The sequence below is a fragment of the bacterium genome (genome assembly GCA_017744355.1).
Classification (GTDB): Bacteria; Cyanobacteriota; Sericytochromatia; order S15B-MN24; family UBA4093; genus JAGIBK01.
The window spans coordinates 150,364-175,231 of sequence record JAGIBK010000005.1 but is presented as its reverse complement, the minus strand read 5'-3'; the positions used below and the strand labels follow the sequence as shown (position 1 = coordinate 175,231).

The 24,868-nt window shown below is 69.0% G+C and carries 24 protein-coding genes; 19 read left to right on the top strand and 5 right to left on the bottom strand.

What is annotated here, in order from left to right:
• The first annotated feature begins 87 nt into the window (after window positions 1–87).
• From J7643_13805 to J7643_13785, 5 genes are all read left to right on the top strand, one after another.
• On the top strand, window positions 88–717 hold the full coding sequence (locus tag J7643_13805; GenBank protein ID MBO9541658.1) for a PRC-barrel domain-containing protein: 630 nt from the start codon (window positions 88–90) through the stop codon (window positions 715–717).
• Between the two features lie 79 nt (window positions 718–796).
• A complete protein-coding gene (locus J7643_13800) occupies window positions 797–1,243 on the top strand; it encodes a hypothetical protein (protein MBO9541657.1) in 447 nt (148 codons plus the stop codon).
• Between the two features lie 6 nt (window positions 1,244–1,249).
• On the top strand, window positions 1,250–1,786 hold the full coding sequence (locus J7643_13795) for a GNAT family N-acetyltransferase (protein MBO9541656.1): 537 nt from the start codon (window positions 1,250–1,252) through the stop codon (window positions 1,784–1,786).
• A gap of 25 nt (window positions 1,787–1,811) precedes the next feature.
• Window positions 1,812–2,942, top strand: coding sequence for a radical SAM family heme chaperone HemW (gene hemW / locus J7643_13790; protein MBO9541655.1), 1,131 nt, complete (start codon window positions 1,812–1,814; stop codon window positions 2,940–2,942).
• Between the two features lie 105 nt (window positions 2,943–3,047).
• On the top strand, window positions 3,048–4,643 hold the full coding sequence (locus J7643_13785) for a hypothetical protein (GenBank protein MBO9541654.1): 1,596 nt from the start codon (window positions 3,048–3,050) through the stop codon (window positions 4,641–4,643).
• Here the strand turns inward: J7643_13785 and J7643_13780 are convergent.
• Together J7643_13780 and J7643_13775 are read right to left on the bottom strand one after the other, a co-directional pair.
• Window positions 4,640–5,077 carry a hypothetical protein gene (locus J7643_13780; GenBank protein ID MBO9541653.1) on the bottom strand — a complete coding sequence of 146 codons (438 nt, stop codon included), beginning with the start codon at window positions 5,075–5,077 and terminating at the stop codon, window positions 4,640–4,642. The two genes, J7643_13785 and J7643_13780, sit on opposite strands and share 4 nt — an antisense overlap.
• 4 nt (window positions 5,078–5,081) lie before the next feature.
• Window positions 5,082–5,300, bottom strand: coding sequence for a hypothetical protein (locus J7643_13775; GenBank protein ID MBO9541652.1), 219 nt, complete (start codon window positions 5,298–5,300; stop codon window positions 5,082–5,084).
• 275 nt (window positions 5,301–5,575) lie between these two features.
• Here J7643_13775 and nadB point away from each other — a divergent pair, with 275 nt between their 5' ends.
• From nadB to J7643_13740, 7 genes are all read left to right on the top strand, one after another.
• Entirely contained in the window at window positions 5,576–7,177 is a 1,602-nt protein-coding gene (gene nadB / locus J7643_13770) for an L-aspartate oxidase (protein ID MBO9541651.1), read from the top strand.
• Complete coding sequence (nadC, locus tag J7643_13765) at window positions 7,174–8,004, top strand: carboxylating nicotinate-nucleotide diphosphorylase (protein ID MBO9541650.1); 831 nt, start codon at window positions 7,174–7,176, stop codon at window positions 8,002–8,004. The genes nadB and nadC overlap by 4 nt, the downstream gene beginning before the upstream one ends.
• 80 nt (window positions 8,005–8,084) lie before the next feature.
• Complete coding sequence (locus tag J7643_13760) at window positions 8,085–8,945, top strand: HAMP domain-containing histidine kinase (GenBank protein ID MBO9541649.1); 861 nt, start codon at window positions 8,085–8,087, stop codon at window positions 8,943–8,945.
• 34 nt (window positions 8,946–8,979) lie between these two features.
• Complete coding sequence (locus J7643_13755; GenBank protein ID MBO9541648.1) at window positions 8,980–10,545, top strand: ABC transporter substrate-binding protein; 1,566 nt, start codon at window positions 8,980–8,982, stop codon at window positions 10,543–10,545.
• A gap of 13 nt (window positions 10,546–10,558) precedes the next feature.
• A complete protein-coding gene (locus J7643_13750; GenBank protein MBO9541647.1) occupies window positions 10,559–11,560 on the top strand; it encodes an ABC transporter permease in 1,002 nt (333 codons plus the stop codon).
• On the top strand, window positions 11,557–12,399 hold the full coding sequence (locus tag J7643_13745) for an ABC transporter permease (protein ID MBO9541646.1): 843 nt from the start codon (window positions 11,557–11,559) through the stop codon (window positions 12,397–12,399). Before J7643_13750 ends, J7643_13745 begins: the two co-directional genes overlap by 4 nt.
• 104 nt (window positions 12,400–12,503) lie before the next feature.
• Window positions 12,504–13,496, top strand: a complete 993-nt coding sequence (locus J7643_13740; protein ID MBO9541645.1) for a LysM peptidoglycan-binding domain-containing protein — start codon at window positions 12,504–12,506, stop codon at window positions 13,494–13,496.
• Between the two features lie 4 nt (window positions 13,497–13,500).
• Here J7643_13740 and J7643_13735 read toward each other — a convergent pair whose 3' ends face one another.
• Window positions 13,501–14,040 (bottom strand): lipoprotein, encoded by a 540-nt coding sequence (locus tag J7643_13735; protein MBO9541644.1) that lies wholly within the window; start codon window positions 14,038–14,040, stop codon window positions 13,501–13,503.
• Window positions 14,041–14,285: 245 nt separating this feature from the next.
• On the opposite strand from J7643_13735, the gene J7643_13730 reads away from it, so the two are divergent.
• Together J7643_13730 and J7643_13725 are read left to right on the top strand one after the other, a co-directional pair.
• Complete coding sequence (locus tag J7643_13730; protein MBO9541643.1) at window positions 14,286–14,579, top strand: hypothetical protein; 294 nt, start codon at window positions 14,286–14,288, stop codon at window positions 14,577–14,579.
• A 24-nt stretch (window positions 14,580–14,603) separates the two neighbouring features.
• The gene (locus J7643_13725; protein MBO9541642.1) at window positions 14,604–17,051 is read left to right on the top strand and encodes a PAS domain-containing protein; all 2,448 of its coding nucleotides are present in this window, start codon (window positions 14,604–14,606) and stop codon (window positions 17,049–17,051) included.
• Here J7643_13725 and J7643_13720 read toward each other — a convergent pair.
• Window positions 17,023–18,366, bottom strand: coding sequence for a replication-associated recombination protein A (locus tag J7643_13720; protein MBO9541641.1), 1,344 nt, complete (start codon window positions 18,364–18,366; stop codon window positions 17,023–17,025). The two genes, J7643_13725 and J7643_13720, sit on opposite strands and share 29 nt — an antisense overlap.
• Before the next feature lie 14 nt (window positions 18,367–18,380).
• Window positions 18,381–19,940: a HAMP domain-containing protein gene (locus J7643_13715; GenBank protein MBO9541640.1), complete on the bottom strand. Its 1,560-nt coding sequence runs from the start codon at window positions 19,938–19,940 to the stop codon at window positions 18,381–18,383.
• A gap of 193 nt (window positions 19,941–20,133) precedes the next feature.
• On the opposite strand from J7643_13715, the gene J7643_13710 reads away from it, so the two are divergent.
• From J7643_13710 to J7643_13690, 5 genes are read left to right on the top strand one after another with little or no spacing between them, the layout of a single operon-like run.
• A complete protein-coding gene (locus J7643_13710; protein ID MBO9541639.1) occupies window positions 20,134–20,460 on the top strand; it encodes a hypothetical protein in 327 nt (108 codons plus the stop codon).
• A 56-nt stretch (window positions 20,461–20,516) separates the two neighbouring features.
• The gene (locus tag J7643_13705) at window positions 20,517–21,338 is read left to right on the top strand and encodes an ABC transporter substrate-binding protein (protein MBO9541638.1); all 822 of its coding nucleotides are present in this window, start codon (window positions 20,517–20,519) and stop codon (window positions 21,336–21,338) included.
• On the top strand, window positions 21,335–22,159 hold the full coding sequence (locus tag J7643_13700; protein MBO9541637.1) for a transporter substrate-binding domain-containing protein: 825 nt from the start codon (window positions 21,335–21,337) through the stop codon (window positions 22,157–22,159). Before J7643_13705 ends, J7643_13700 begins: the two co-directional genes overlap by 4 nt.
• A 31-nt stretch (window positions 22,160–22,190) precedes the next feature.
• Complete coding sequence (locus tag J7643_13695) at window positions 22,191–24,116, top strand: ABC-F family ATP-binding cassette domain-containing protein (GenBank protein ID MBO9541636.1); 1,926 nt, start codon at window positions 22,191–22,193, stop codon at window positions 24,114–24,116.
• Window positions 24,092–24,847, top strand: a complete 756-nt coding sequence (locus J7643_13690) for a hypothetical protein (protein MBO9541635.1) — start codon at window positions 24,092–24,094, stop codon at window positions 24,845–24,847. Before J7643_13695 ends, J7643_13690 begins: the two co-directional genes overlap by 25 nt.
• Window positions 24,848–24,868: the final 21 nt, after the last annotated feature.

Below are 24,868 nucleotides of genomic sequence, written 5' to 3'. Positions count from 1 at the left end.
GGGGCGCTTTTTTTTGGGCGCTTTTACTCGCCGATCCGGCGTATCATCGCCATGCACGGCCCCGCATGACGGAGAGGAGGGCCCCCGATGGAGGCAGCGCGGATCCGCATGAACGCCGAGGTCAAGTGCGACGGCGAGGACTGTGGGCACATCGACAGGGTCGTGATCGATCCGGCGCACCGCATGGTGACGCACCTGGTCATCCGTCTGCACGACGGCGAGCGCAAGGTCGTCCCCAGCACCGCCATCGCCGAGGCGCACGAGGACTGGATCCACCTGGGGGTGGATTGCCCGACGCTCAAGGCGTTCCCCCCCTACTCCGAGACCGACTTCTCGCTGCCCTCGGCCGAGTGGGGGCCGCCCACGGGCTACAAGCACGCCGACATCCTCTGGCCGAGCCACTACGCCCAGACCCTGTCCTGGAACATCTCGCCGGGGCCGCTGCCCATCGAGCACGTCAACGTGCCGCCCGACGAGGCGATCGTCTCGGCCGGGGACCGGGTCTTCTGCACCGACAAGCAGTGCGGCCACGTGGCCGATCTGCTCTTCGACCCCGACACCGAGAAGGCCCTGGGCTTCGTGGTGAGGCGCGGCTTTCTCTTCGCGCGGGACGTGGCCATCCCCATGGGCTGGATCGACCACGTCGAGGCGGACGGCATCCACCTCAAGATGACCGCCGAACAGGTCGAGGAGCTGGCCGAAAACTTCCCGCGATAACGCCCGCGGCTCTGAGGGTTCATAAGCTTTGGGGTATAAACGGATCAGTCCCCGTCGTCTGGTGAGGAGGGCTTCGTCCATGGGCACGACCACACGCAAGCAAATGCCGCTCGCCGCCTCGCGCGGAACCGCTCCGCTGGTCCTGCAGGTCACGCCGCACGCGCCGACCGCTCCTTTGGCAGAGATCGAGCTACAGCCGCTCTTCTATCGGGGCGTCACCTACATGATGCCCGCGAGCGTGGTGCGCGCGCCGCTGCCGACCTTCACCTTCCGCCATCTCGAGAAGGTGGGCACCTTCGCCCTCGAAGGCAACCGGGCCAAGGTCCTCACCAGCCTGCAGCGCGCCGTCGCCAGCGCCATCGACGCGCCGAGCCTGATCAAGATTGCCGCCGTCGCCCACAGCGAGGGCTGCCCCGACGAGGCCCGCGCCTCTCTCGCCAAGGCCCTCAAGGTCTCGGCCCGCCACCCCGACATGCAGGCCCTGGTGCACGCTGGCGCCAAGGCCCTCGGATACGAGGTCTCCTAACCCTTCATGATTGCCGGCCACCGCACCCGCCTGCGCGCCCTGGAGCGCGACGACCTGGATTCCCTCTTCACCTGGTGGAACGACCCCGCCCTCTGGACCCTCATCGGCTCGCGCACCCGCATCTCGGGCAGCGAGGAGCTGGAGCAGTGGTTCGAAGGGGAGCTGGACAAGGGCAGCCCCCAAGAGGGACGTACCTTCGCCATCGACGACGCGAAGGGCAGCCTGGTCGGGACCGTCTGGTACGGCACCTACGAGGCGGGCGATCGCCAGGCCACGGTCGGCCTGTACTTGGGCGACGCCGAGCACCGCGGCCAGGGCCACGGCACCGACGCCCTCGGCACCCTCTGCCGCTACCTCTTCGACGAGCTGGGGCTGCACAAGGCTCGGCTGTACGTGGCCTGCGAGAACGAAGCGGCGATCGCGGTCTACCGCAAGCTGGGCTTCGTCGAGGAGGGGCGGCTGCGCGAGCATCGCTTCTACGGCGGCAAGTTCCACGACTTCCTGGTCATGGGCCTGTTGAGCCGGGAGTTCTCCCGGTCGTAGGCGCGCCTTTGCTATCATGGGGCGCATGACCACTCACGCGCCTGTCGGCCTCTACGTCCACATCCCCTTCTGCGTCAAGAAGTGCCACTACTGCGACTTCGCCTGCTACGCCGGGCAGGAGCGCCACGTAGAGGCGTACCTGGACGCGCTCGAAGCCGAGCTCAAGGCCTACCCCAAGGGCCTGCCCATCCAGACCATCTACCTGGGGGGCGGGACCCCGTCGATCCTGGCCGCCCCCCAGCTGACGCGCCTGACCCGGGCCATCGAGGCCCACTTCGACGCGAGCGCCTGCATCGAGCGCACCATGGAGGTCAACCCCGGCACCGGCGGGCCCGACCTCTGGGAGGCCGCCCGCACCCTCGGCTTCACCCGCCTGAGCCTCGGGGTCCAGAGCTTCGACGATCGCCTGCTCAAGGCCATCGGGCGCGACCACGCGGTGGAGGACGTCCATCGGACCTACGGCGCCATCCGGGAGGCCGGGATCGACAACGTCAGCCTGGATCTCATCTACGCCCTGCCGGGCCAGACCATGGCGGACTGGGAGGCCACCATGGATGAGGCCTTCAAGCTCGATCCTTCCCACTTCTCGGTCTACGGCCTGATCCTGGAGGAGCGGACGGTCTTCGGCGCCTGGCACCGGCAAGGCAAGCTTTCGCTGTCGCCCGAGGACCTGGAAGTGGCCATGGGCGACCGGCTCGCCGAGCGGATGGAAGCCGAAGGCTACGGGCGCTACGAGATTTCGAGCTGGTCGAAGCCCGGCTTCGAGGCGGTCCACAACCGCCTCTACTGGATCAACGCCCCCTACATCGGGCTGGGAACGGGCGCCCACTCGTACTGGCAGGGCCGCCGCTTCGAGAACCCCCGCGGCATCCAGGCCTTCATCCAGCACCCGGTGCCCACCTGGCCCGAGGCGCCGGTCCTCGACCGACGAAGCGAGCAAGAGGAGTCGGTCTTCCTGGGCCTGCGCATGACCCGCGAAGGGCTGGACAAGGCCCGCTACGCGTCGCGCTTCGGCGAGGGTGCGCATGAGAGCTTCCCCGGGGTGTTCGAGGGGCTGGTAGAAGCCGGCCTCGTCGAGGACGCAGGCGATCGCTACCGCCTCACCCCCCGTGGGATCTGGCTCTCCAACGAGGTCTTCGCGGCCTTCCTCGGCTAATCGGGCGCTCGCTTCTTCCTGAGCAGGTGCTACCATAGCACCACGACGGACCTGGCGAAGCCGCCAGGCGAATCACCCGCCACCAGGCGGGCCCAGGAGCCCGGGATGCACGAGGAAACCGACCCGGCGGCGATACGGACTTACCGGCTCGCCGCCCTGATCGCGAGCTTGGCGGCCATGCTGACGGGCGTCGTCGGCCTGGCCGCCTGGGGCCTCGACCACGTCGTCCTCCTGCGAGTGCTTCCCGGCTTCACCGTCATCAACCCCATGACCGCAGCCTGCCTGATCGCCGGGGGGCTCTCGCTCCTGCTCGCGCTCGATCGGCGCGCGGGCAGCCGGGGCCTGGCGCTCGTCGTCGGCGCGATCGGCCTCGCCACCCTCAGCGATCGGCTGCTGGATACTCGCTTCCACCTGGATCTACTCCTTTTCCGGGAAAAGCTGCTCGCCATCCAGCCCCCTGACCACATGGCGCTGAGCACAGCCCTGTGCTTCGTCATGCTGGGCGGGGCCCTGCTGCTCATGGATCGACGGACCGGGGTGGGGGCGGTGGCTTCGGAGGCGCTCGGCCTCTCGGTCGTCGCCGTCGCCCTGCACGGCCTCATCGCCTACCTCTACAACCTCGCCTCCATCATCGCGCCCACGCACTACCCCATGGCCCTGACGACAGCCGTGGGCCTGATCTTCGTCGGGGCGGGCATCCTCTGCGCCCGCCCCGATCGTGGGCTGATGGGCATCCTTTCGAGTAAGGCCCCCGGTGGTGGGCTGCTTCGGCGTCTGCTGCCGGTGCTCGTCTTCCTGCCGATCGTGCTCGGCCTGCTTCGGCTGGTGGGCGAGGGGGGCGGCTTCTTCAACGCGACCCAGGGGATCGCCGCGATGGCGATGGGAACCATCGTCATCGCGGTGGGCCTGCTCTGGTGGAACGCCTGGACGCTCAATCGCGCGGAAGCCGAGCGGCGGCGACTGGATGCGGTCCTCAAGACCCAGTACGAGGCGCTCAAGGAGCTCGACCGGCTCAAGGACCAGTTCGTGAACTCGGTCTCCCACGACCTGCGCACCCCGCTCACCTCGATCAAGGGGTACGTGGAATTCCTGGAGGATGAGCTCGCCGGCCCCCTCTCGCCCGAGCAGCGCGAGTTCGTCGTTCAGATCGAGCGCAGCACCGAGCGCCTGGAGCACCTGGTCAGCGACCTGCTGGACACGGCCCGGATCGAGGCGGGCACCTTCCAGCTGCAGTACGAGGAAGCCGACTTTTCGTGCAAGGTGAAAGAGGTGGTCGAGAGTCTCGCCCCTCAAGCCGCGGAGCGGCACCTGACGATCATGATGGACCTGCCGGAAGCACCCCTCACGGTCCCCATGGATTCGCAGCGGATCGAACGAGTGCTCAGCAACCTGCTCACCAACGCCCTCAAGTTCAGCCCGCCCGACGGCGTGATCACGGTGCGGGCCCGGCTCGACGGGGATGGCCTACGCTGCGAGGTGGTGGACCAGGGACCGGGCATCGCCCCTGAGGACGTCCCCAAGCTGTTCCAGCGCTTCTCGCAGCTCGAGAGCGGTAAGCAAAAGGGTGGGACCGGCCTCGGGCTCAGCATCGCCAAGAGCATCGTGGAGGCGCACGGCGGCACGATCGGCGTTCAGAGCAAGGTGGGCGAGGGGAGCACCTTCTGGTTCACGCTGCCCCTGCACCCGCCGACGCCCGCCTAGGGCACGCGGCGGGTAATCTGGGCGCGCACCGCGCGATCGAGCGCGAGGGTCTCGCCCTCGAGGCGCCGCACGCGCTCGGGTGCTTTGAGCAGGGAGGTGTCCATGAGCTCGCGCACCTCGTCGAGACCCGCGAGGATGGCGTCCATGCGCCGGATCTGACCCTCGTCCATGGTCGCCATCCGGGCGTAGGCCAGCTGGTCGGCGGCATCCGCGAGGTTCTGCCGGGTGCTCGCGTAGTAGGGCGAGACGACCTCCGCCCCGCCGCGCATGGCCATCAGGTGGTCCTCGGCGGCGCGCAGTTGATCGAGCGCGAGGCGCAGGCGGGCCGAGACGAGGTAGGGCGAGATCTGGGCCGAGCCGTAAGCGGCCTCGGCGCGCGGTGCGGCGAGCGTCAGCAGGGTCCCGGCGAGGAGAGCGACCAGCAGCGGCCTCATGGTTCTAGGCCTTCCCGTAGCGCTGGAGCAGCTCCTGCCAGGCCGCAATCTCGGTCTTGAGGTAGGAGGCGAAGCGCGGATCTTCCTGCTCGGCGACCTCCAGCTTGCCCTGGCACTGCTCGATGTAGCGCTTGGCCCAACCGACGTTCTCGCCGTCGAGGTACTCGCACTCGATCGGTTCGAAGGGGGTCTCCACCTCAGGGGTCGCTAGTTCGACGGCCATGCCACGCATCCTCCCGCTCTCTTGCACCCCCATGATACCTTGCTTGCCGCTTTCTTGCAGGGCATCGATCACGAAGGTCCGCCCGCTATGTGGCACGCGGGCAAGCGTTATTACGCGCTCCGTGGTATAATCACGCGTCACACGAAGAGCATCCAACAAACCCAGGCATGTGTCGGGTTTGGCCGCGTGGCGGCTTGATGGCACGGTCTTGTCGGACGCTCGAACCGCGCTGGCAATCGGCCCGGCGAGCACGCCGGGAGATTGGATCGAACGCCATGAATCGCCCCATCCCTTACTCCCATCCTCTGCCCGTGCTGGTGATCGGAAGCGGCATCAGCGGCCTGTGGACCTCCCTGGAGCTGGTCGAGCAGGGCGAGCGCGTGGTGCTCGTCACCAAGCAGAACCTGATGGACTCCAACACCCGCTACGCCCAGGGCGGCATCGCCGCGGCGATCGCGAGTGACGACAACCCCGAGCTCCACTTCCACGACACCCTCGAGGCGGGAGCGGGCCTGTGCGACGAAGAGCCCGTGCGGGTCCTGACCGACGAGGGCCCCGCCCAGCTCAACGCCCTGATCGCCGCCGGCGTGCGCTTCGACCGGGAGGCGGATGGTAGCTTGGCCACCACCCTGGAGGCCGCCCACTCGCGCCGCCGGGTCGTGCACGCCCTGGGCGACGCCACCGGCTACGAGATCGAGCGCGCGCTGGTCGAGCGCGCCCGCCAGACGCCCGCCATCGACATCCTCGAGCACGCCTTCGCCCTCGAGCTGGTCGTCCAGGACGGCCGCTGCCGCGGGGCGGTGGTGCTCGACGCCGACAAGCAGGTGCGCTTCATCGCCGCGCGGGCCGTGGTGCTCGCCGCGGGCGGCGTCGGCCGCGCCTGGAGCCACACGACCAACCCCGCCACCGCCACCGGCGACGGGATCGCGCTGGCGTACCGCGCCGGCGCCGAGATCTCGGACATGGAGTTCATGCAGTTCCACCCGACGGCCCTGGTGGTGCCGGGGGGCGACTCGTTTTTGGTCTCCGAGGCCGTGCGCGGCGAGGGGGCCATCCTCCGCAACGCGGCGGGCGAGGCCTTCATGGCGCGCTACCATCCCAAGCTGGAGCTCGCGCCCCGCGACGTGGTGGCCCGTGCCATCGCCGCCGAGATGGAGAAGGACGGCAAGGACCACGTCCTGCTCGATCTGCGCCACATGGCCCCCGAGCTGGTCGAGAGCCGCTTCCCGACCATCGTGGCCTTCTGCCGCAAGCACGGGATCAACCCGCCCACCGACATGTTGCCGGTGGCGCCGGCGGCCCACTACTTCATCGGCGGGGCCCGCACGGACCTCTGGGGCCGGACCTCGGTGAGCGGCCTGTACGCCGTCGGCGAGGCCGCGAGCACCGGCGTCCACGGGTCCAACCGCCTGGCGAGCAACTCGCTCTTGGAGGCGGTGGTCTTCGGCCGCCGCGCCGCCGAGGCGATCGCCCAGGAGCCCACGCCCAACCTCCGCCCCATCGGCGAGGCGATCACCCACTACCCGGCCCCCGAAGCCCCCTCGGTCGACGTGGCGGCGCTGCGCACGGCCTTCCAGGCCGAGATGTGGCAGGACGCCGGGCTCCTGCGCACCCGCGCGGGCCTCGTTCGCGCCCTCGAGCGCATCGAGCCCTGGCGCGTCCAGGTCGAGGAGGCCGCCCTCGTCTCGACCGATCGCTCCCTCCACGAGCTGCGCAACCTCTTGCAGGTCGGCGAGCTGGTGGCCCGCGCCGCCCTGTGGCGCGAGGAGAGCCGGGGCACCCACTTCCGCACCGATTTTGCCGCAAAGGACGATTCCCGTTGGCTGAAGCACTTCACGCAATCCCTGCAGGTGTTGGAGACCAGCTCCACCCGCTGATCCTGGATCCCATCCTCGACGCCGCCCTGCGCGAAGACTGGGGCTGGGGCGACCTCAGCACCCAGACCGTCGTGAGCGAGGGCGAGCGCGCCCGAGCCGACTTCCTCTACAAGGCTCCCGGCGTGGTCTGCGGCCTGGAAGTGATCCGCCGCCTGTGGCAGCGGGTCGATCCCAGCCTGAGCTTCACCGCCAAGGTCCCGGAAGGCGCGCGGGTCGAGAAGGGCACCGTCGCCGCCGTGGTCGAGGGCGACGCCCGCTCCATCCTGATGGGCGAGCGGGTCGCCCTGAACCTCATGCAGCGCATGAGCGCGATCGCCACCCTGGCGTCGACCTACGTGGCGGCCGTGGAAGGCACCAAGGCCCAGATCCTCGACACCCGCAAGACCACCCCGGGCCTGCGTGTGCTCGAGAAGTACGCGGTGCGCACGGGCGGAGCCCGCAACCACCGCTTCGGCCTCGCCGACGCCATCATGATCAAGGACAACCACATCGAGATGGCAGGCTCCATCGCCGAGGCGGTCCGCCGCGCCCGCCGCGGCAGCGCCTCGACCACCATGGTCGAGGTCGAGACCGAGTCGCTCGAAATGGTCCAGGAGGCCCTCGACGCGGGCGCCGACATCATCATGCTCGACAACATGGCCCCCAGCGTCATGACCGAGGCCGTCGCGCTCATCGCGGGCCGCGCCAAGGTGGAGGCCTCGGGCGGGATCTCGCTCGAGACGGTCCGCCGCGCGGCCGAGACCGGCGTGGACTACATCTCGGTGGGTGCGCTGACCCACAGCGCGGGCAGCCTGGACATCTCGCTGGACATCCACCGCCTGACCTAACTATTCCTCGCTTCTAGCCCCCCTTCCGACCCGGTGGTAGACTGGGCCCGCAGCCGCAAGCCAGGCCGGAGGGAGGCGCCGTGAGGTCGCAGTTCTGCTCGAAACTGAGCCGCCTGAGCGCATTGGTGCGGCAACGAGCCGCCCTGCACACCTACTGCCGCAATGCCCAGCACGAGCCCAACGGGGCGATCCCCATCGAGCAGCAACTCAGAGCCCTCGAGCAGCTGCGGCGCAACCTGCTCTCCAACGTGGCCCACGAGCTGCGCACCCCGCTCTCGGGGATCCTGGGCTACGGGGAACTGCTCGAAGAAGAGCTGAACGAGCGTCTGAACGACGAGCAGCGCAGCTTCATGCACCAGATCCTGAGCGAGGGCTACCACCTGCGGGATCTGATCAACACGATGCTCGACATGAGCCAACTGGCGACCGGCACCCTGGAGCTGGATCGCCAGCCGCTCTCACTGGAACTCTTGGTGCAGCAGGTCTGCGAGCAGTATCGCAAGCTCGCCTCCCCCAAGGAGATCCTCCTGAGCTGCATGGTCGAAAACCCCCTGCCCTACGTGTACGCCGATCCCTCGCGGGCCTTCCAGGTCCTCGGCCACCTATTGACCAACGCCCTCAAGTTCACGCCGGTCGGCGGCACCGTCACCCTGAGCGCCAGACTCGAGCCGGCTGACGGCCGCCCGATGGTTCGGGTCGAAGTAACGGACTCCGGGATCGGGATCAACCCGGAGCAGTTGCCCATGCTCTTCACCAGCTTCTTCCAGGCCGACCCGAGCGCCACCCGGGCATTCGGCGGCCTGGGCCTCGGGCTTTCGCTCTCCAAGAACCTGATCGAGCTGCAAGGTGGCCACATCTGGGCCCAGAGCATCCCGGGCGAGGGCAGCACCTTCGGCTTCACCCTCCCGGTCTGGCAGGAATCGGACGAGGTGCTAAAATAAGCCGGTGAAACCCCGACGATCCGCCTTTCTCGCCCTGGCCCTCGGCCTCCTCGTGGCCCTCGGGGGCTGCTCGGGCCCCAAGCCCACCGCGCGCGCGGAAAAGCCGCGCTACGGCGGGGTCTTGATCTACGCCAAGGGCAAGGACGCCACCCGCCTGGATCCGGCGGACATCAACGAGGCCGAGAGCGCCACCGTCACCGAGAACCTCTTCAACGGTCTGGTGCGCTTCAAGCAGGACTCGACCGAGATCGAGCCGGCGCTCGCCACCCACTGGGAAATCTCGCCCGACGGCAAGACCTACACCTTCCACCTGCGAGAGGGCGTGCGCTTCCACGACGGCACCCCCTTCGACGCCCGCGCGGTCAAGATCTCCTTCGACCGCCAGGCCCACCCCCAGCCGGGCCAGGTCTTCGAGTACTGGGCCAACTTCTTCGCCCCCACCATCCGGGACGTGCAGGTGCTCGACCCCAAGACGGTGCGCCTGAGGCTCAAGACCCCTGATGCCACCTTCTTGCGCAACCTGGCGATCGCCTCCATGGCCATCATCTCGCCCAAGGCCCTCGAAAAATGGGGGGTGGACGTGGCGCGCCACCCGGTGGGCACCGGGCCCTTCCGCTTCGTGAAGTGGGTGCCGGGCGAGCGCCTGGTGCTCGAAGCGAACCCGGACTACTGGGACGGCCGCCCTTACCTGGACAAGCTCGTCTTCAAGCCGGTGACCGACAACGCGGTGCGCCTGCTCGAGCTGGAGGTGGGCGAGGTCCACGGCATGGACGGGATCAACCCCGACGACGTGGGGCGGATCGAGGCCGACCCCGAGCTTGCGTTCTACTCCCAGGCAGGCCTCAACGTGGGCTACCTGGCCCTGAACAACCTCAAGCCCCCCTTCACCGACGCACGGGTGAGGCGGGCCGTCGCCCTGGCCATCGACAAGCCCGCCCTGGTCAAGGCTTTCTTCGCGGGCGGCAAGCTGGGCGAGGGTGCGGTGGTGCCCATGCCCCCGACCATCCCGGGCTACAACACCCGCCTCAAGGACCTGCCCCACGACCCGACCGAAGCCCGGCGCCTGCTCGCCGAAGCCGGCTATCCCAAGGGCTTCGACCTGGAGCTGTGGAGCCTGCCGGTGGTAAGGCCCTACATGCCCCAGGGGCAGCGCACGGCCGAGGCCATCCAGCAGAGCCTCGCCCAGGTGGGCATCCGCGCGAAGATCAAGACCTACGAGTGGGGGACGTACCTGGACAAGGTGGGCAAGGGCGACCACCAGGCGGCGCTCATCGGGTGGGTGGGCGACTTCGGGGACCCTGACAACTTCCTCTACACCCTCCTGGACGCGGCAAATGCCCGACCGGGCGGCAGCGCGACCAATTACTCGTTCTACCGGGGCGAGGCGGTCCACCGCCTCTTGACCCGGGCCCGCACCACCCTCGATCCCGCCGTGCGCAAGCGCCTCTACGAGGAGGCCCAGGTCCTGATCCAGGCCGATACGCCCATGGTGCCGCTCTTCCACGCCAAGCAGCTCGCCGCGTTCCGCCGGGACGTGAAGGGCTTCGCGCTCCACCCCACGGGCACGAAGTACTTCGAGCGGGTCTGGCTTTCCGACTAGTCAGGAGACCGTCATGCTCCAGACCCTCCTACGGCGCCTCTTGCTCCTCGTGCCCATCCTGTTCGGGGTGACCCTGGTGGTGTTCGTCGCCGTGCGCCTGGTGCCGGGGGATCCCGCCCAGGTGATGCTCGGCGAGCGGGCCCGGCCCGAGACCATCGCCAAGCTCCGCAGCGATCTCGGGCTCGACCGGCCTCCTGTCGTCCAGTTCGGCACCTACGTCGCGCGGCTTTCCCACGGGGATCTGGGCCGCTCGATCACCACCGGCGAGGCGGTGACGGTCGAGATCGCCCGCCGCCTGCCAGCGACGATCGAGCTTGCGGTGGCGTCCCTTGCGATCGCGCTCGCGGTCGGGGTGCCCGTGGGGATCCTGGCGGCACGGCGCAAGGGCTCGTGGGTGGACATGCTCGCCACCTCGGGCGCGCTGGTGGGGACCTCCATGCCCATCTTCTGGCTGGGGCTCGTCCTGATGCTGGTCTTCTCGGCCTTCCTGCGCCTGACGCCCCTCTCGGGAAGGCTGGATCTCGCCCTCGACATCCCGGCCGTGACGGGCTTCTACCTGCTCGATAGCCTCCTCGCCCGCGACCCTCAAGCCTTCGTTTCGAGCGCGCGGCACCTCATCCTGCCCGCGCTGACGCTCGCGACGGTGCCCATGGCCGTCATCACCCGCATGACCCGCGCGGCCATGCTGGAGGTGCTGGGCGCCGACTACGTGCGCGCGGCCCGCGCCAAGGGCCTCAGCGAGAAGGTGGTCGTCTGGCGCCACGCCCTTCGCAACGCCCTGATCCCCATCGTGACGGTCGCGGGCTTGCAACTGGGCACCCTGCTCTCGGGGGCGGTCCTGACCGAGAGCATCTTCTCGTGGCCGGGGATCGGCTCGCTCGCGATGGGGGCGGTCTTCGCCCGGGACTTCCCCCTGTTACAAGGGTGCGTGCTGGTATTCGCCTTCTCGTTCGTGCTCGTCAACCTCATGACCGACCTGCTCTACCCCCGGCTCGATCCGAGGTTGCGCGGATGAGCCAGCTTTCGCTCTTTGCCCGGCGCTTCGCGCGCAACCGCTCGGCGGTCGCGGGCGGTGCGCTCGTGCTGGCGTACTTCGCCATCGCGCTTTTGGCCCCGTGGCTCTCCCCTCACGACCCTCTGGCCCAGGACCTGGCCCAGCGCCTGCAGCCGCCCTCGTTCGCCCACTGGCTCGGCACCGACGACCTGGGGCGGGACCTGCTGTCGCGCCTCTTGTGGGGGGCGGGGGTCTCCTTGCAGGTGGGGCTCCTGTCGGTGGCGATCGCCCTCGGCCTCGGCGTGCCCATCGGGCTCGTGTCGGGCTACGCCGGCAAGTGGGTGGACGAGACCCTCATGCGCCTGATGGACATGCTCATGGCCTTCCCCGGGATGCTGCTTGCGATCCTCGTGGTGGCGGTGCTCGGACCGAGCCTGACCAACGCCATGCTCGCCATCGGGCTGGTCAACGTGCCGCAGTACGCGCGCCTGGTGCGCGCGGCAGCCCTCGGGCTCAAAGAGCAGGAGTACGTCGAGGCCGCGCGGATGGCGGGGGCTTCCCACGCTTTTATGCTGTGGCGGCACGTGTTGCCCAACTGCCTGACCCCCATCCTGGTGCAGGCCACCCTCGGGATCGCGACCGCCATCCTCGAGACGGCGGGCCTTTCCTTCCTGGGGCTGGGCGCCCAGCCGCCCCAGCCCGAGTGGGGGACCATGCTCAACCAGGCCCGCGCCTTCATCCGCTCGGCCCCCTGGACCGTCGCCTTCCCCGGCCTCGCCGTCATGGCGGTGGTTTTGGGCTTCAACCTGCTTGGCGACGGGCTTCGGGACCTCTTGGATCCCAAGACCCGTAAGGCCTGACCTTGAAGTAAAGGACCATTCAAGGTATAGATCGATGGGGACCCTTCAGATCGTGAAGGCTCCGCCGAGATCATGGGATAGCTTCCGCCTGTTTGGGGAATCCGATGCGCGTCCGCAGGACTCTAACCAATCCCGTCGTCGCCGCCACGCTGCTGGCGGGTCTCGTGCTGCCCACGGCGGTGGATGCGAGCGCTGCCGCGCACGCCCCCGAGGCGCCTCCCCAGCCGCTGCCCGACGCCGCCCAGACCCCCGAGCCCGCCCCGGCCATCACCGTGCCGGAAAAGCCCGTCCGATTGGTACGCGAGACGCCGGCGCAGCGCTACCGGGTCAAAGAGGGCGACTGCCTCTGGACCATCTCGCGCGTGCTCCTGGGCAAGGGCCGCCAGTGGCGCTCGCTCTACGCCGCCAACCAGGGCATCATCCAGAATCCCGACCTGATCTATCCGGGCCAGCTGCTGCTCATCCCGACGAGCGCGCGCGCCAGCGCCCCCGATCACGCGGCGCCCAGCGCCAAGACCCGGCAGGCCACGCAGCCCTCCAAGCATTCCCTGCGCACCACCGAGGGCCTGGGCAAGCATACGGCCAAGCAGACCCCTTCTCGCGCGGTGGTGTCGCGCAAGCCGGACGGCGGCTTCGACGTCTCGATCACGCCCGTCGACAAGCGCGAAGCCCCGCGCATGAGCCGACCGCCCGCACGCCAGGTGCCCGCCAAGCCGCTCCAACCCGGGGTGGTGGGGGACCAGTTCCAGGGCCACCGCCGCGTCGACGGCCACTTCTACCGGATCGTGCAGGGCCAGCTGGTCTGGGCCGACGACAAGACCCCCGTGCGCGGCGAATGGAGCAAGCGCCTGGCCGAGCAGGTCTACCCCAGCCGCCAAGCTCCTGCCGCTGCGCCGCAGCCGCCGGCGCCTCCGGTCCCTGCCGCCCGGCCGTCCGAGCCCGCCGCGCCCGAGCCGGCGAGCGCCGAACCGACCATCCAGGGTCACCGCCGCGTCAACGGCACCTTCTTCGTGCGTACCGAGGCCGGCCTGGTCTGGGCGGACGACGGCACGCCGGTACGCCCGGAGGCCCAGCGCACCTCGGCCGTCGCGCCCTGACCTACTACAGCAGCTTCACCTGCACCGTCACCCACGACTCCACGTCGATGGCGTCCGTCCCCCGGACCGTCACGATCTTCGGGAAGTTGCCCGGGGTGCTCAGGGTCACGCCCATGTAGACCTTGGGCTGCTTGAACAGGGTGGGATCCACCGGCCGATCGATTTGCTTGGACTCGCCTTCCGCGATGAGGAGCGGCTCCGGGGTGAGGCTGGCCGACGCATCCTCGTAGGGACGGTCGGTCTTGGACAGCGCCAGCCTGAACTGCAGCGGGATCGCCATCCGGTTCGTCAACTTGATGTGGAGCGTCGCCGTCGAGAGGGTCACCTGCCGCGCGTTGTCGGGCACGGGGATCGCGAGCCCCTCCGGCGCGTTGATGTTGAAGGCGGGGACCGCGGGCACCATGGCGGGGCCGGCCGTCTCGCGGGGAAGACCCGTCAACTCGCTCAGAGTGACGCTGCCGGTCGCCTTCGGGGTATCGATCGGCGGGGTTGTGCACGCCGCCAAAGCCGCCACCGCCAACGCCGGGATCAAGACTCGCTTCATTAAAGCCTCCCTCGCTTCTACGCCGCCCCATCGAGAGCAGCCGCCATCCGTCTGGATTCTAGCATGCGCGGGGCAGGCCGTTGACACCCCCTCACCGGGAGTTACACTTGACCCCAGGACCAAGAAACACCCCCTGACCCACCAGGCCCGCCGCCCCGTCAGGCCCCATCACCGCAACAATCAGACCCGTTCGAGCCTCGCGAGATCCTCGCGAGAGGCCACCCGCGCGCGACGGAGTGGAACGCTTGCACGAAGGGGTGAAGGCGATGGGCAGCTTCAAACATTACCTACCAGCCGCAAACGGTGCGGAGCAGATCCTCCTCGAGGAACTCGCCCGCGAGCACCCGCGCCACCTGTCGGTGCACAGCCGCCAGGTCCGCGAGACGGCTCAGCTCTTCTTCGAAGCGGATGACCAGAGCCTCGCGAGCTACATTTGGTTCATGCTCGCGAGGCTCCGTCGCCTCCAGCGCAAGGTCGAAGAGATCTACCTCCAGCCCGCGAGCATGTCGGCGGGCGATCGCGAGCGCGCCCTGCGCTGATTCTCCGCGCCCCGGCAGGCCCTGATGAAGAAGCCCTTCGCATTCCAGCACCTCAACGCCCAGATCGCCGCCAAGGTCGGCCTGATCACGGCCCTGTTGCTCGGGCTGCTCATCGCGAGCGGCGCCACGTTCCTCAAGCGGATGCTGGTCGAACGCATCGCGGAGGACGGTCGGCGCGTCACCGCGAGCGTCGCCCAGGAGCTCAACGCCGACAACCTGCGGGCCCAGCAGATCTCGCGCGACCTCTTGGCCATGCAGGAAAGCGGCGGCTTCGGACAGCGAGAGGCGGTCCTTTCCCTCATGCAGAGCCTCGTGCGCCACACCCCCAACATCCTGGCCACCTACGTGAACTACGAGCCCAACGCCGACGGCCAAGACGCGCGCTGGCGATCGCACCCCGCCATGCCGAACGGGCGCTTCACCCCCTACTGGTACCGCTCGGGCGAGCAGCTGCGCTTGACCGGGGTCGAGGACATCGACTCCTTCGCGTTCTACTCCGAGACCAAGCGGCTCGGCATCCCCTTCATCACCGAGCCCTACCGCCTCCTGGGCATTTCCATGGTCTCCTTCACCCTGCCTCTGCGAATCGACGGGCGCTTCGTCGGGATCACGGGCACCGACCTGAGCCTCGAATCGATCAACCGCGCGATCGCACGGCTGCCCACCATGCCCCACTCCCACCTGTTGGTCCTGAGCCCGCAGGGGCGCCTGATCGTCACCCCGCGGCCCGCGGACTACGCTCTGCCCTACGCCTCCTCGTCGCTCGCGAAGCTCGATTGGCCACACCTGAGCCGGCTGAGCCCGGGCTCCTTCGCGAAGGCGACCGATCCCATCGACGGCAAGGCCGCCTGGGTCTTCTCGAACCGGGTGAGCACGGGTGGCTGGCACGTCATGCTCCTGGTCGACGAGGCGGCCACCTTGCGGCCGCTCAATCACTTCCTCTGGACCCGCGCGCTGGCCGCGACGGGAATCCTGCTCGCGCTCGCGGCCATGCTCATCTGGCTCATCGGCAGGGCCACGCGGCCGCTCACCCCCATGGCCGCCGCCTGCGAGGCCCTCGCCCAGGGGGACCTCCACCAGGTCCGGCGGCTCGTCAACCAGCTCGGAGAACTGCCGAGCGACGATGAGTTCGGCCGGATGGCGACAGCCTTCAGGCAGGCGATCGCCTACCTGAACGAGCTCAGCGCGCACTTCCAGCGCATCGCCCGGCACGACTTCTCGGGTACCATCACACCGCGAGGCCCGCACGACCAGCTCGGCCAGAGCGCCCAGGCGATGCTCTCCGGCCTGCGGGATGCCACCGAGGGCCTCGAGGCGCGCACCCGCGAGCTGGAGGCCAACCGCAGGAGCCAGGCCGCCCTGCTCTCCAACCTGCCGGGAATGGCCTATCGCTGCCGGCTCGATCCCCACTGGACCATGGAGTTCGTCAGCGAGGGGAGCAAGGCCCTCACCGGCTACGCGCCGAGCGATCTCGTCCACAACCGACACCTGGGGTACACCGACCTGATCCACCCCGACGATCGCGAACGCGTGCGCCAGGAGGTCGAGGCCTCGCTCGTCGAGCACCGCCCCTACCGCCTCGTCTACCGCCTCCGGACCGCCGACGACCGGACCAAGTGGGTCTGGGAGCAAGGGGTGAGCGTGCTGGGCGAGCAGCCCGGCGAGATCCGGCTCGAAGGGCTCATCATCGACATCTCGGAGCAGAAGCGGCTCGAAGAGGCCCTCCAGGAGCGCAACCGCGAGCTCCAAGAGCTCGATCGCCTCAAGAGCGCCTTCGTCAACGCCGTCTCCCACGAGTTGCGCACCCCTCTGACCTCGATCATGGGCTACACCGAGTTCCTGGAGGACGAGGTGGGCGGCGCCCTGGCCGCCCAGCAGCTCGAGTTCGTCAAGCAGATCCAGGCAAGCAGCGAGCGCCTGAAGCGGCTGATCGACGATCTCCTGGACTTCGCCCGGATCGAGGCCGGCACCTTCCGGCTGACGGTGGCCCCGTTCGATCTGGGCGACAAGGTCGACGAGATCGTCGAGAGCTTCCGGCCCCAGGCCGCTCAGGCCCAGGTGACCCTGATCAGCCAGATCGAAAGCGCGCCCCTCGACCTGGAGGCGGACGCCCAGCGCATCGGGCAGGTGCTCATCAACCTGATCGGTAACGCCCTCAAGTTCACCCCACCCGGCGGCCACGTCACGGTCCGCCTGAAGCGCGAGGCGGACGAACTGGTCTGCGAGGTCGAGGACGACGGGCCCGGGATCCCGCCCGAGGACCAAGCCAAGCTCTTCCAGCGCTTCAGTCAGCTCGAACCGGGCATGCGAAAGGGCGGAACCGGCCTGGGTTTGGCCATCTCGAAGGCCCTGATCGAGGCCCACGGGGGGCGGATCGGGGTCGAGAGCAGCCCCGGGAAGGGGAGCATCTTCTGGTTTAGGCTGCCGCTCGCGCGCGCAGGGATCAGGGGCGCTCCGGCGGCTTCGACTTGAGCGAGGCGCGCAGGGCCTCGATCCGTGCCTTGATCCGGCCTTCCTCCCCGTGCTCGGTGGGGCGGTAGAAGCGCTGCGGCTGCATCCCCTCCGGCCAGTAGGCCTGGCCCACGAAGCCACCGGGATAGTCGTGGGGGTAGAGATACTCCTTGCCGTAGCCGAGCTGCTTCATCAGCTTGGTGGGCGCATTCCTGAGATGGAGGGGGATCGGGTAGGTGGGCAGCTTGGCGACGGCCGAGAGGGCCTCGTTGATGCCCATGTAGCTGGCGTTGCTCTTGGGGGCCGCCGCCAGGTAGGTGACGGCCTGCGCGAGGGGGATGCGCGCCTCGGGCATCCCCAGGACCTGCACCGCCTGGAAGGTGGTCATGGCGACCGAGAGGGCTCTCGGGTCGGCGTTGCCCACGTCCTCGCTGGCGAGGATGAGCAGCCGGCGTGCGATGAAGACCGGGTCCTCGCCGCCTGCGAGCATGCGAGCCAGCCAGTAGAGGGCTGCGTCCGGGTTGGATCCCCGGATGGTCTTGATGAAGGCCGAGATGGTGTCGTAGTGGTTCTCGCCGCCCTTGTCGTAGGGCATGGTGCGCTGCTGGAGGGCCTGGGCGATGGATTCGAGCGAGCGATCCGCCAGGTCCCGCACCGTCTCCAGGGCATTGAGGGCGCTGCGGGCGTCGCCCCCGGCGAACTCGGTCAACAGGGCGAAGACCTCGTCGCTCAGCGCGTCGGCATCCTGGCCGAGCCCCCGCTCGGCATCGGTCCAGGCGCGGCGCAAGAGGCCCGTGATCGCCTCGTCCGGCAGGGGCTGAAGGGTCAGCACCCGCGCCCGGGAGAGCAGCGCCGCGTTGAGTTCGAAGCTGGGGTTCTCGGTGGTCGCCCCGATCAGGGTGACGGTGCCGTCCTCCACGTGGGGCAGGAAGGCGTCCTGCTGGCCCTTGTTGAAGCGGTGGATCTCGTCGATGAACAGGATGGTCCGACGGCCGAGGCGCTTCTGCTCCTTGGCCTCCTTGAGCCGCTCGCGCAGCTCGGCCACCCCGCCGGTGACCGCCGAGAAGGGCACGAAGCGGGCCTCGGTGGCGCGGGCGATGAGCTGGGCGAGGGTGGTCTTGCCCACCCCGGGCGGCCCCCAGAAGATGAGCGAGGGCACCTTGTCGGCCTCGATCAGCTTGCGCAGGGGCTTGTCCTCGCCCAGGAGGTGCTCCTGGCCCAGGTACTCGTCGATCCCTCGCGGGCGCATCCGGTGGGCCAGAGGGGAATCAGGGTCGATCCCCGTGCCGCCCTTGCCGGCCGCAAACAGGGACATCTGGTCGTCAATCGCGCTCATACCCTTATTTTACGTCATTTCACCCCCGCGAGGGTCGGCGCAAGCGGCAGGGTGAACCAGAAGGTGGTCCCGCGGCCCGGGATGCTCTCGACGCCGATCTGGCCGCCGTGGGCCTCGATCAGGGCCTTCGAGATGGAGAGGCCCAGGCCGGTGCCGCCCTTTCGCATGCCGGGCGACAGCTGGCTGAAGCGCTGGAAGAGCCTGGCCTGGTCCTCGGGGGAGATGCCCACGCCGTTGTCGGCGACCTCGCAGCGGACCATGTCGTCCTCGGCGCACAGCCGCACCTCGACCAGGCCGCCGGGCGGCGTGAACTTGATGGCGTTGCCGATCAGGTTGATGAGCACCTGCGCGATGCGCTGGGGGTCCATCTCGAGCCACAGCTCCGTATCCTGCAGGACCGGGCGCAGCGTGAGCCCGGCCGCCTCGCTCTGGGGCTCGAGGCTCGCGATCACTTCCTGGACCTTGGCGGCGAGATCCTCGCGCACCACGTTGAGCCGGAAGGTGCCGGCCTCCATCCGGGCGAAGTCCAGAAGGTCGTCCACCAGGCGCTCCAGGCGGCCGGTGCTCTGGCCAATCTGCTTGACGAATTTCAGCTGCGTATCGGAGAGATCGCCGCCGATGCCGTCCTCCAGGAACTCGGTGTAGCCCTTGATGGTGGTGAGCGGGGTGCGCAGCTCGTGGGAGACCGAGTTGACGAAGTCGTTCTTGAGACGATCGAGACCCTGCGCGGCCTCCAGCTCGGCTCGTGCCTTCTGCTCGCGCAGGATCGACTCGGCGCGCTCGGCCTCGGCTCGCTCGCGCATGGCGATGTCTTCTTGCAGCTCGCGGTTCTTCTCTTCGAGCTGCGCGAAGAGGGCGCGCAGGGCCTGGCGGGTGGTCTCCAGGCGATTGCCGAGGCGGCCCAGCTCGTCCTTGCGCTCCCAGACGAAGGGGGTATCCAGCTGCTTGTGCTCCAGGCGCTCGGCCTCGCCCATCAGGCGGCGGATGGGGTTCAAGAGGCGCTGCTGGAGCAAGAGCAGGATCAAGAGCAGGCTGAAGAGGATCTGGGCCCCCAGCACCACGAGCAGCCAGGCGCGGTTGGCGGCCATCTGCGCCACCAGGGACGCATCGGACATCTCGAGCAGGACCGAGCCGATCACCTGGTCCTGGTGCCGCACCTCGCGCTGCATGACGTAGAGGCGTCCCTCTTGGGGCGGCGCGCTCTGGGCCCGGACGAAGACGCCGAGTGCCGGATCCCGGACCTCGACCCGCACCACCCGCCGATCCCCCATGATCGCATCGACCAGGGGCTGGCCCTCCTCGGCGTTGAGGTTCCAGAGGGGCTGCTCCATCCCCCGCGCCAGGATGCTGACCAGGCGGGTCTGACTGGAGGCGAGCGAAATGAGGCCTTCGTGGTGCTGGCGTTGCAGCATCACGGTGCTCGCGACGGTGGCGGGAATGAGCAGGCCCAGCACCAGCGTGAGGACGATGGCGCCGCGCAGCGAAACGGCCCAGCGGCGCAGGCTCTCCCACCCCGCCCTGAACGACCCCTTCATCGCGGCCTCCGCCGCCCCATGCTTCGTTCCTTCCGCCACGCTCCGGCGCTCCTGAGCACGCTTATCGCTTACAATCCTTAACATAAGCGAGGGAGGCGAAGGCTGCAAGGGACTTTTGTTCCTCAGGCGCGCCGCGTCGTCGAGGAATCATCCGGCAGGCCTTTTGAAATCGCGCGCCCCTTCGCTACCATCCGGAAGGGAAGGGGCGAGGCAAGCGGGGAATAAGAAGCGCATGATGGACTTCAGCGACAAAGCGGCAATTGAACGAGCGGCCGAGTTCACCTTCACCGAGCAAGGGCTCTGGGGCGTGGGCCCCATGGCGCCGCTCGAAGGCTACACCCTCGGCTTCGTCGCCGGCATGCGCCTGGCGGGTGAGGAGATCCTCAAGCGCGCCCGCGACAAGGCCTGGCAACGCATCCCGCTCGCGGCCCTTGAAGGCAGGCTCGATGCTCCGCGCCGAGAAGCGATCGCCCAGGCGCTACAAGCCCTCCAGGCGGCAGGGTTCGCCGACGTGCACCTGGAGGCGCGGGGCGAGGAGCTGCGCATCGGGCTCGGCTAGGAGCGATGTGCTATGCTGCCGCCACGAGTGCGGCAGGAGAGACCGGGAGACGAGGCATGCGCGCAAGGATCATGGGGGCTTCGATTCTCGCCGCCGCCGCCGGCCTCGGCCTCGCGAGCCCGGCGCGGGCGCTCGTCATCGTCACCGACGAGTGGCCTCCGCTGGAGTTCTCGGCGCCCGGCGGCCCCCGCGGCCTGAGCGTGGAGGTGGTCCAGGAGATTCTCGCCCGCCAGCACTCCAAGGTCCCCATCCAGATGGTCCCATGGGCGCGAGGCCTTCACCTGCTCAAGACCCAGCCCGACGTTTTGCTCTTCAGCGTCAGCGGCACCCCCGAGCGCAAGCGGAACTTCACCCTCTTGGGCCCCCTCGCCGAGTACCAGACCGTGTTCTACGCCCGCAAGGATCGGCACCGCGAGGTGCGCACCGTGGACGACGCCCGCAAGGTGAAGCGCGTGGGCGTGTACGCGGGCACCGTCTTCATGGACTTCCTGCTCAAGCACGGCTTCAAGAACCTCGACGTCTCGGCCACCCCCAAGATCGCCGCCCACAAGCTCCTGGTCGGCCGGATCGACCTCTGGCTGGACGCCGATTTCAGCATGCCGTGGCTCTTAAACGAGATCGGCCACCGCCCGACGGAGCTGGCCCCCCGGGTCGTGGTCGACCGCACCGGCGTGTACCTGGCCTTCTCGCGCGGGACCTCCGCCGCGACCGTCCACGCCTGGCATACGACGCTCCAGGCCATGCGCCGCGACGGCACCCTGGCCCGGATCCACCGCAAGTGGCTGCCGGGCAAGACTCCGCCTTCGCACATCGAGCTCACCGGCCTTGCCCCCGGCAGCCCCATGCCGACGCACGCCGAAGCCCTTGGCGGATCATGAGCGTCCGAGAAAAGAAGGCCCTCATGCGCGCCTTCTCGCAGCGTCTCGGCTGCCTCGGCCTCATCGCCTGGCTCGTCCTCGCACCCCCTGCCGCCGCCCTGCGGATCGTCACCGAGGATTGGCCGCCCCTCAGCGGCGCGCACCGGGGCATCCCCGATGGCATGGTCGGCGCGATCGTCCAGGAGATCCAGGCCCGGCTGAAGGACCGCACCCCGGTCGAGCTCGTGCCCTGGGCCCGCGGGTACCAGACGGCCCTGCGCCTGCCGGACGTCATGCTCTTCCCCACCCTCCACTCCCCCGAGCGGGAAAAGCACCTCACCCTGATCGGGCCGGTGGCGAGCCTCGACAACGTCCTCTTCGCGCGGCGCGGCAGCCCGCTCGTCATTCGCAGCCTGGAGGACGCCAAGCGCGTCAAGCGGATCGCCACCCAGCGCGACACCAGCTACTTGAGCACCCTGCGCCAGCTCGGCTTCACCAACCTGGACATCTCCTCGTCCCCCCAGACCTCGGCGCGCAAGCTCCTGGCCGGGCGGGTGGAGCTGTGGAGCGACTCGAGCCTCACGGTGCCGCACCTGCTGCGCGAGATCGGCCACCGCCCGGACGAGGTCGAACGAAAGCTCTTGGTGAAGCGCCAGGATCTCTACCTGGCCTTCTCGCGCGGGACCCCGGCATCGACCATCCAGCGCTGGCTCGGCGCCCTGCGCGCCATGGAACAGGACGGAACCCTCGGGCGGATCCGGCGCCAGTGGGCGCCCCAGGCCATCCCCTCACGGAAGGTGGGACTCGTCGGCTTGCCGCCCGGAAGCCCCATGCCGGATTGATGCCCACCCCGGCGCCTGGTAACATGCAGGGATGATCACCCTTTCCGGCGTTTCCAAGCACTTCCCGACCAAGACCGTCCTGGACGAGGTCGATTGGCATGTCTCCCCCGGCGATCGCGTCGGGCTGGTCGGCCCCAACGGCGCGGGCAAGTCCACCCTGCTCAAGATCCTGCTCGGCGAGACCAGCCCCGACGAGGGGCGCGTCCTCTTGCGGCCCAAGGCGACCCTCGGCTACCTATCGCAGGAGCTGCCCGGCATCGCCGGCCGCACCCTCCAGGCCGAGATGTGGACGGCCTTCGCCGCCCTGCAGGCCCAGGCCGATCGCCTCGCCGAGCTCGCCGACCAGCTCACCCGCGCCTCGGATGCCACCGAGCTCTCGAACCTGACCATGGCGCAGGCTCAGGCCACCGAGGCCTTCGAGGCTATGGGGGGCTACACCGTCGAGACCCAGATCGGCAAGGTGCTCTCGGGGCTGGGCTTCTCGGAGAGCGATCGCCAGCGCCTGGTCGAGAGCTTCTCGGGCGGCTGGCAGATGCGCGTCACCCTCGCCAAGCTCCTCTTGCTCCAGCCCGACCTCTTGCTCTTGGACGAGCCGACCAACCACCTGGACCTGGATGCCATCGAGTGGCTCGAGGACTACCTGCGCGACTACCCGGGCACGGTGGTCGTGATCTCGCACGATAGGCGCTTCCTCGATCGGGTCGTCACCCGGATCTCCGAGCTCGAGCAGAGCCGGATCGACGACTACGCCTGCAACTACACCACTTACCTGGACCAGAAGAAGGAGCGCGTCGCCGCCCAGCAGGTGGCCTTCGACCGCCAGCAGCGCGAGCTGGGCCGCCAGCAGGCCTTCGTCGAGAAGTTCAGGGCCTCGGCCACCCGCTCGACCCAGGCCAAGAGCCGCGAGAAGCAGCTGGAGAAAATCGAGCGCCTGGAAGCACCCACCGTCCTCGACACGGTGCGCTTCCGCTTCCCGCCGGCGCCGCCGAGCGGCCAGCTGGTGCTCTCGGGCTCCCACCTCTCCAAGGCCTACGACGGCAAGCCCGTCATCTCCGCGCTGAGCCTCAAGCTGGAGCGCGGCCAGCGCCTCGCGCTGGTGGGCCCCAACGGGTGCGGCAAGTCCACCCTCCTGCGCATGCTCGCGCTTCAAGAGGAGCCGGACGACGGCGAGGCGAGCCTCGGCTACAACGTGAAGCCCGCCTACTACTCGCAGCACCAGGCCGACCAGCTCAACGAGGACCAGTCGGTCCTGGACGAGGCGTACCGCTCGGTGGACGGAGACGCCTGGACCCTGGAGCGCACCCGCAGCCTGCTTGCGCGCTTCTTGTTCCGCGGCGAAGACGTGTTCAAGCCGGTCTCGAAGCTCTCGGGCGGCGAGCGCGCACGGCTCTGCCTGGCCAAGATGCTCATGAAGCCCGCGAACTTGCTGCTCTTGGACGAGCCGACCAACCACCTGGACCTGGGCTCCAAGGAGATGCTCGCCGACGCCCTCGAAGAGTTCGCCGGCACCGTCATCCTGATCTCGCACGACCGCTACCTCTTGGACCGCGTCGCCACCCACGTCATGGCCTTCGGCGAGGCAGGCCCCAAGCTGTTCGTGGGCAACTACACCGCCTACCGCGAGCAGCTACGGCCCCAGGGCGCGAGCAACGCGCAGGTCACGGCCTCTGCCGCCAAGCCGAGCGCCAAGCCCGCCCCGGTCACGGAAGCCGCCGCGAGTACTTCGAGCCCCAAGAAGCCCAAGCTCAACGCCTTCCAGCGCACGCGCCGGATCGAGGCCCTGGAAACCGAGATCGCCGAGCTTGAAGCACGGATCGCCGAGCTCGAGGCCCTCATCGCGGACCCCGCCCTCTACGAGGACCACGTGCGGGCCGCCGCCGTGACCGCGGACTTCGACGAGAGCCGCGCGCGGCACGAAGCGTTGACCGAAGAATGGCTCGAACTCTCGGACGATTAGGGGCGGCGATCGCCCTTACCGCCCTCATGGCGCCCGCGGCCGAGGCTTTCGAGCTCGGCAACTCCGGGATCCAGGTCGAGCGCACCCCGCAAAGCCTGCTCGTGACGGGGATCGACCCGCACTCGCCGGCGGACGGCGCCCGGCTGAGCGTCGCGGGCGATCGCGTCTACCGGCTGCGCTTCGTCAACGGCAAGGACGCCCTGGCGCTGGCCGACAAAGGCCAGCTGCGCCCCCTGTTCGGCCTGCCGACGGTGACGGTGACGCTCGGGGTGCGCGGCCCGAACGACCTGGAGGAGCGGCTCGAAGGGCCCTACCGCCTGGATCTGGTCGATGCGCCCGAGACCCGCATCAAGCGCTTCATGGCCTCGAGCCAGTGGGAGAAGGGCATCAAGCTCGTCCGGTCGGGGGTCCTGGGGGCCGCCGACACGGAGGCCTTCTGGTCGCGCCTGACCCTGAGCGCCCACGAGCAGGCCCGCGCGGGCCAGTGGACCGAGGCCCTCGCCATCCTTTCGCTCCTGGGGCCGCAGGATCCCGCCTACGCCGCGCTCGTGCGCTACGGCAAGGAGTGGCGCGCAGCCGCCGCCGAGACCAACCGCGCCGATCGGCAATTGCTCGCCCGCGAGGTCCTGCACGCCGGTCCCAACCCCCGGCTCGAAGCCAAGAAGCCGATCGTCGCCCGGCAGGTTCCCAAGAAGGCAATCGCCCGTTCCAAGCGGCGCGTCCGCGGCTGAAACCCAGTTCCGCACTACAAT

Bases quoted from the DNA above. Each gene is read 5' to 3' on its own strand.
- J7643_13725 (MBO9541642.1), top strand. From the start codon at position 14,604: ATGAAGAAGCCCTTCGCATTCCAGCACCTCAACGCCCAGATCGCCGCC.
- J7643_13720 (MBO9541641.1), bottom strand. From the start codon at position 18,366: ATGAGCGCGATTGACGACCAGATGTCCCTGTTTGCGGCCGGCAAGGGC.
- J7643_13775 (MBO9541652.1), bottom strand. From the start codon at position 5,300: ATGGCCGTCGAACTAGCGACCCCTGAGGTGGAGACCCCCTTCGAACCG.
- nadB (MBO9541651.1), top strand. From the start codon at position 5,576: ATGAATCGCCCCATCCCTTACTCCCATCCTCTGCCCGTGCTGGTGATC.
- J7643_13805 (MBO9541658.1), top strand. From the start codon at position 88: ATGGAGGCAGCGCGGATCCGCATGAACGCCGAGGTCAAGTGCGACGGC.
- J7643_13700 (MBO9541637.1), top strand. From the start codon at position 21,335: ATGAGCGTCCGAGAAAAGAAGGCCCTCATGCGCGCCTTCTCGCAGCGT.
- J7643_13780 (MBO9541653.1), bottom strand. From the start codon at position 5,077: ATGAGGCCGCTGCTGGTCGCTCTCCTCGCCGGGACCCTGCTGACGCTC.
- J7643_13800 (MBO9541657.1), top strand. From the start codon at position 797: ATGGGCACGACCACACGCAAGCAAATGCCGCTCGCCGCCTCGCGCGGA.
- J7643_13690 (MBO9541635.1), top strand. From the start codon at position 24,092: ATGGCTCGAACTCTCGGACGATTAGGGGCGGCGATCGCCCTTACCGCC.
- J7643_13710 (MBO9541639.1), top strand. From the start codon at position 20,134: ATGATGGACTTCAGCGACAAAGCGGCAATTGAACGAGCGGCCGAGTTC.
- J7643_13695 (MBO9541636.1), top strand. From the start codon at position 22,191: ATGATCACCCTTTCCGGCGTTTCCAAGCACTTCCCGACCAAGACCGTC.
- J7643_13745 (MBO9541646.1), top strand. From the start codon at position 11,557: ATGAGCCAGCTTTCGCTCTTTGCCCGGCGCTTCGCGCGCAACCGCTCG.
- J7643_13705 (MBO9541638.1), top strand. From the start codon at position 20,517: ATGCGCGCAAGGATCATGGGGGCTTCGATTCTCGCCGCCGCCGCCGGC.
- J7643_13740 (MBO9541645.1), top strand. From the start codon at position 12,504: ATGCGCGTCCGCAGGACTCTAACCAATCCCGTCGTCGCCGCCACGCTG.
- J7643_13785 (MBO9541654.1), top strand. From the start codon at position 3,048: ATGCACGAGGAAACCGACCCGGCGGCGATACGGACTTACCGGCTCGCC.
- J7643_13735 (MBO9541644.1), bottom strand. From the start codon at position 14,040: ATGAAGCGAGTCTTGATCCCGGCGTTGGCGGTGGCGGCTTTGGCGGCG.
- J7643_13750 (MBO9541647.1), top strand. From the start codon at position 10,559: ATGCTCCAGACCCTCCTACGGCGCCTCTTGCTCCTCGTGCCCATCCTG.
- J7643_13795 (MBO9541656.1), top strand. From the start codon at position 1,250: ATGATTGCCGGCCACCGCACCCGCCTGCGCGCCCTGGAGCGCGACGAC.
- hemW (MBO9541655.1), top strand. From the start codon at position 1,812: ATGACCACTCACGCGCCTGTCGGCCTCTACGTCCACATCCCCTTCTGC.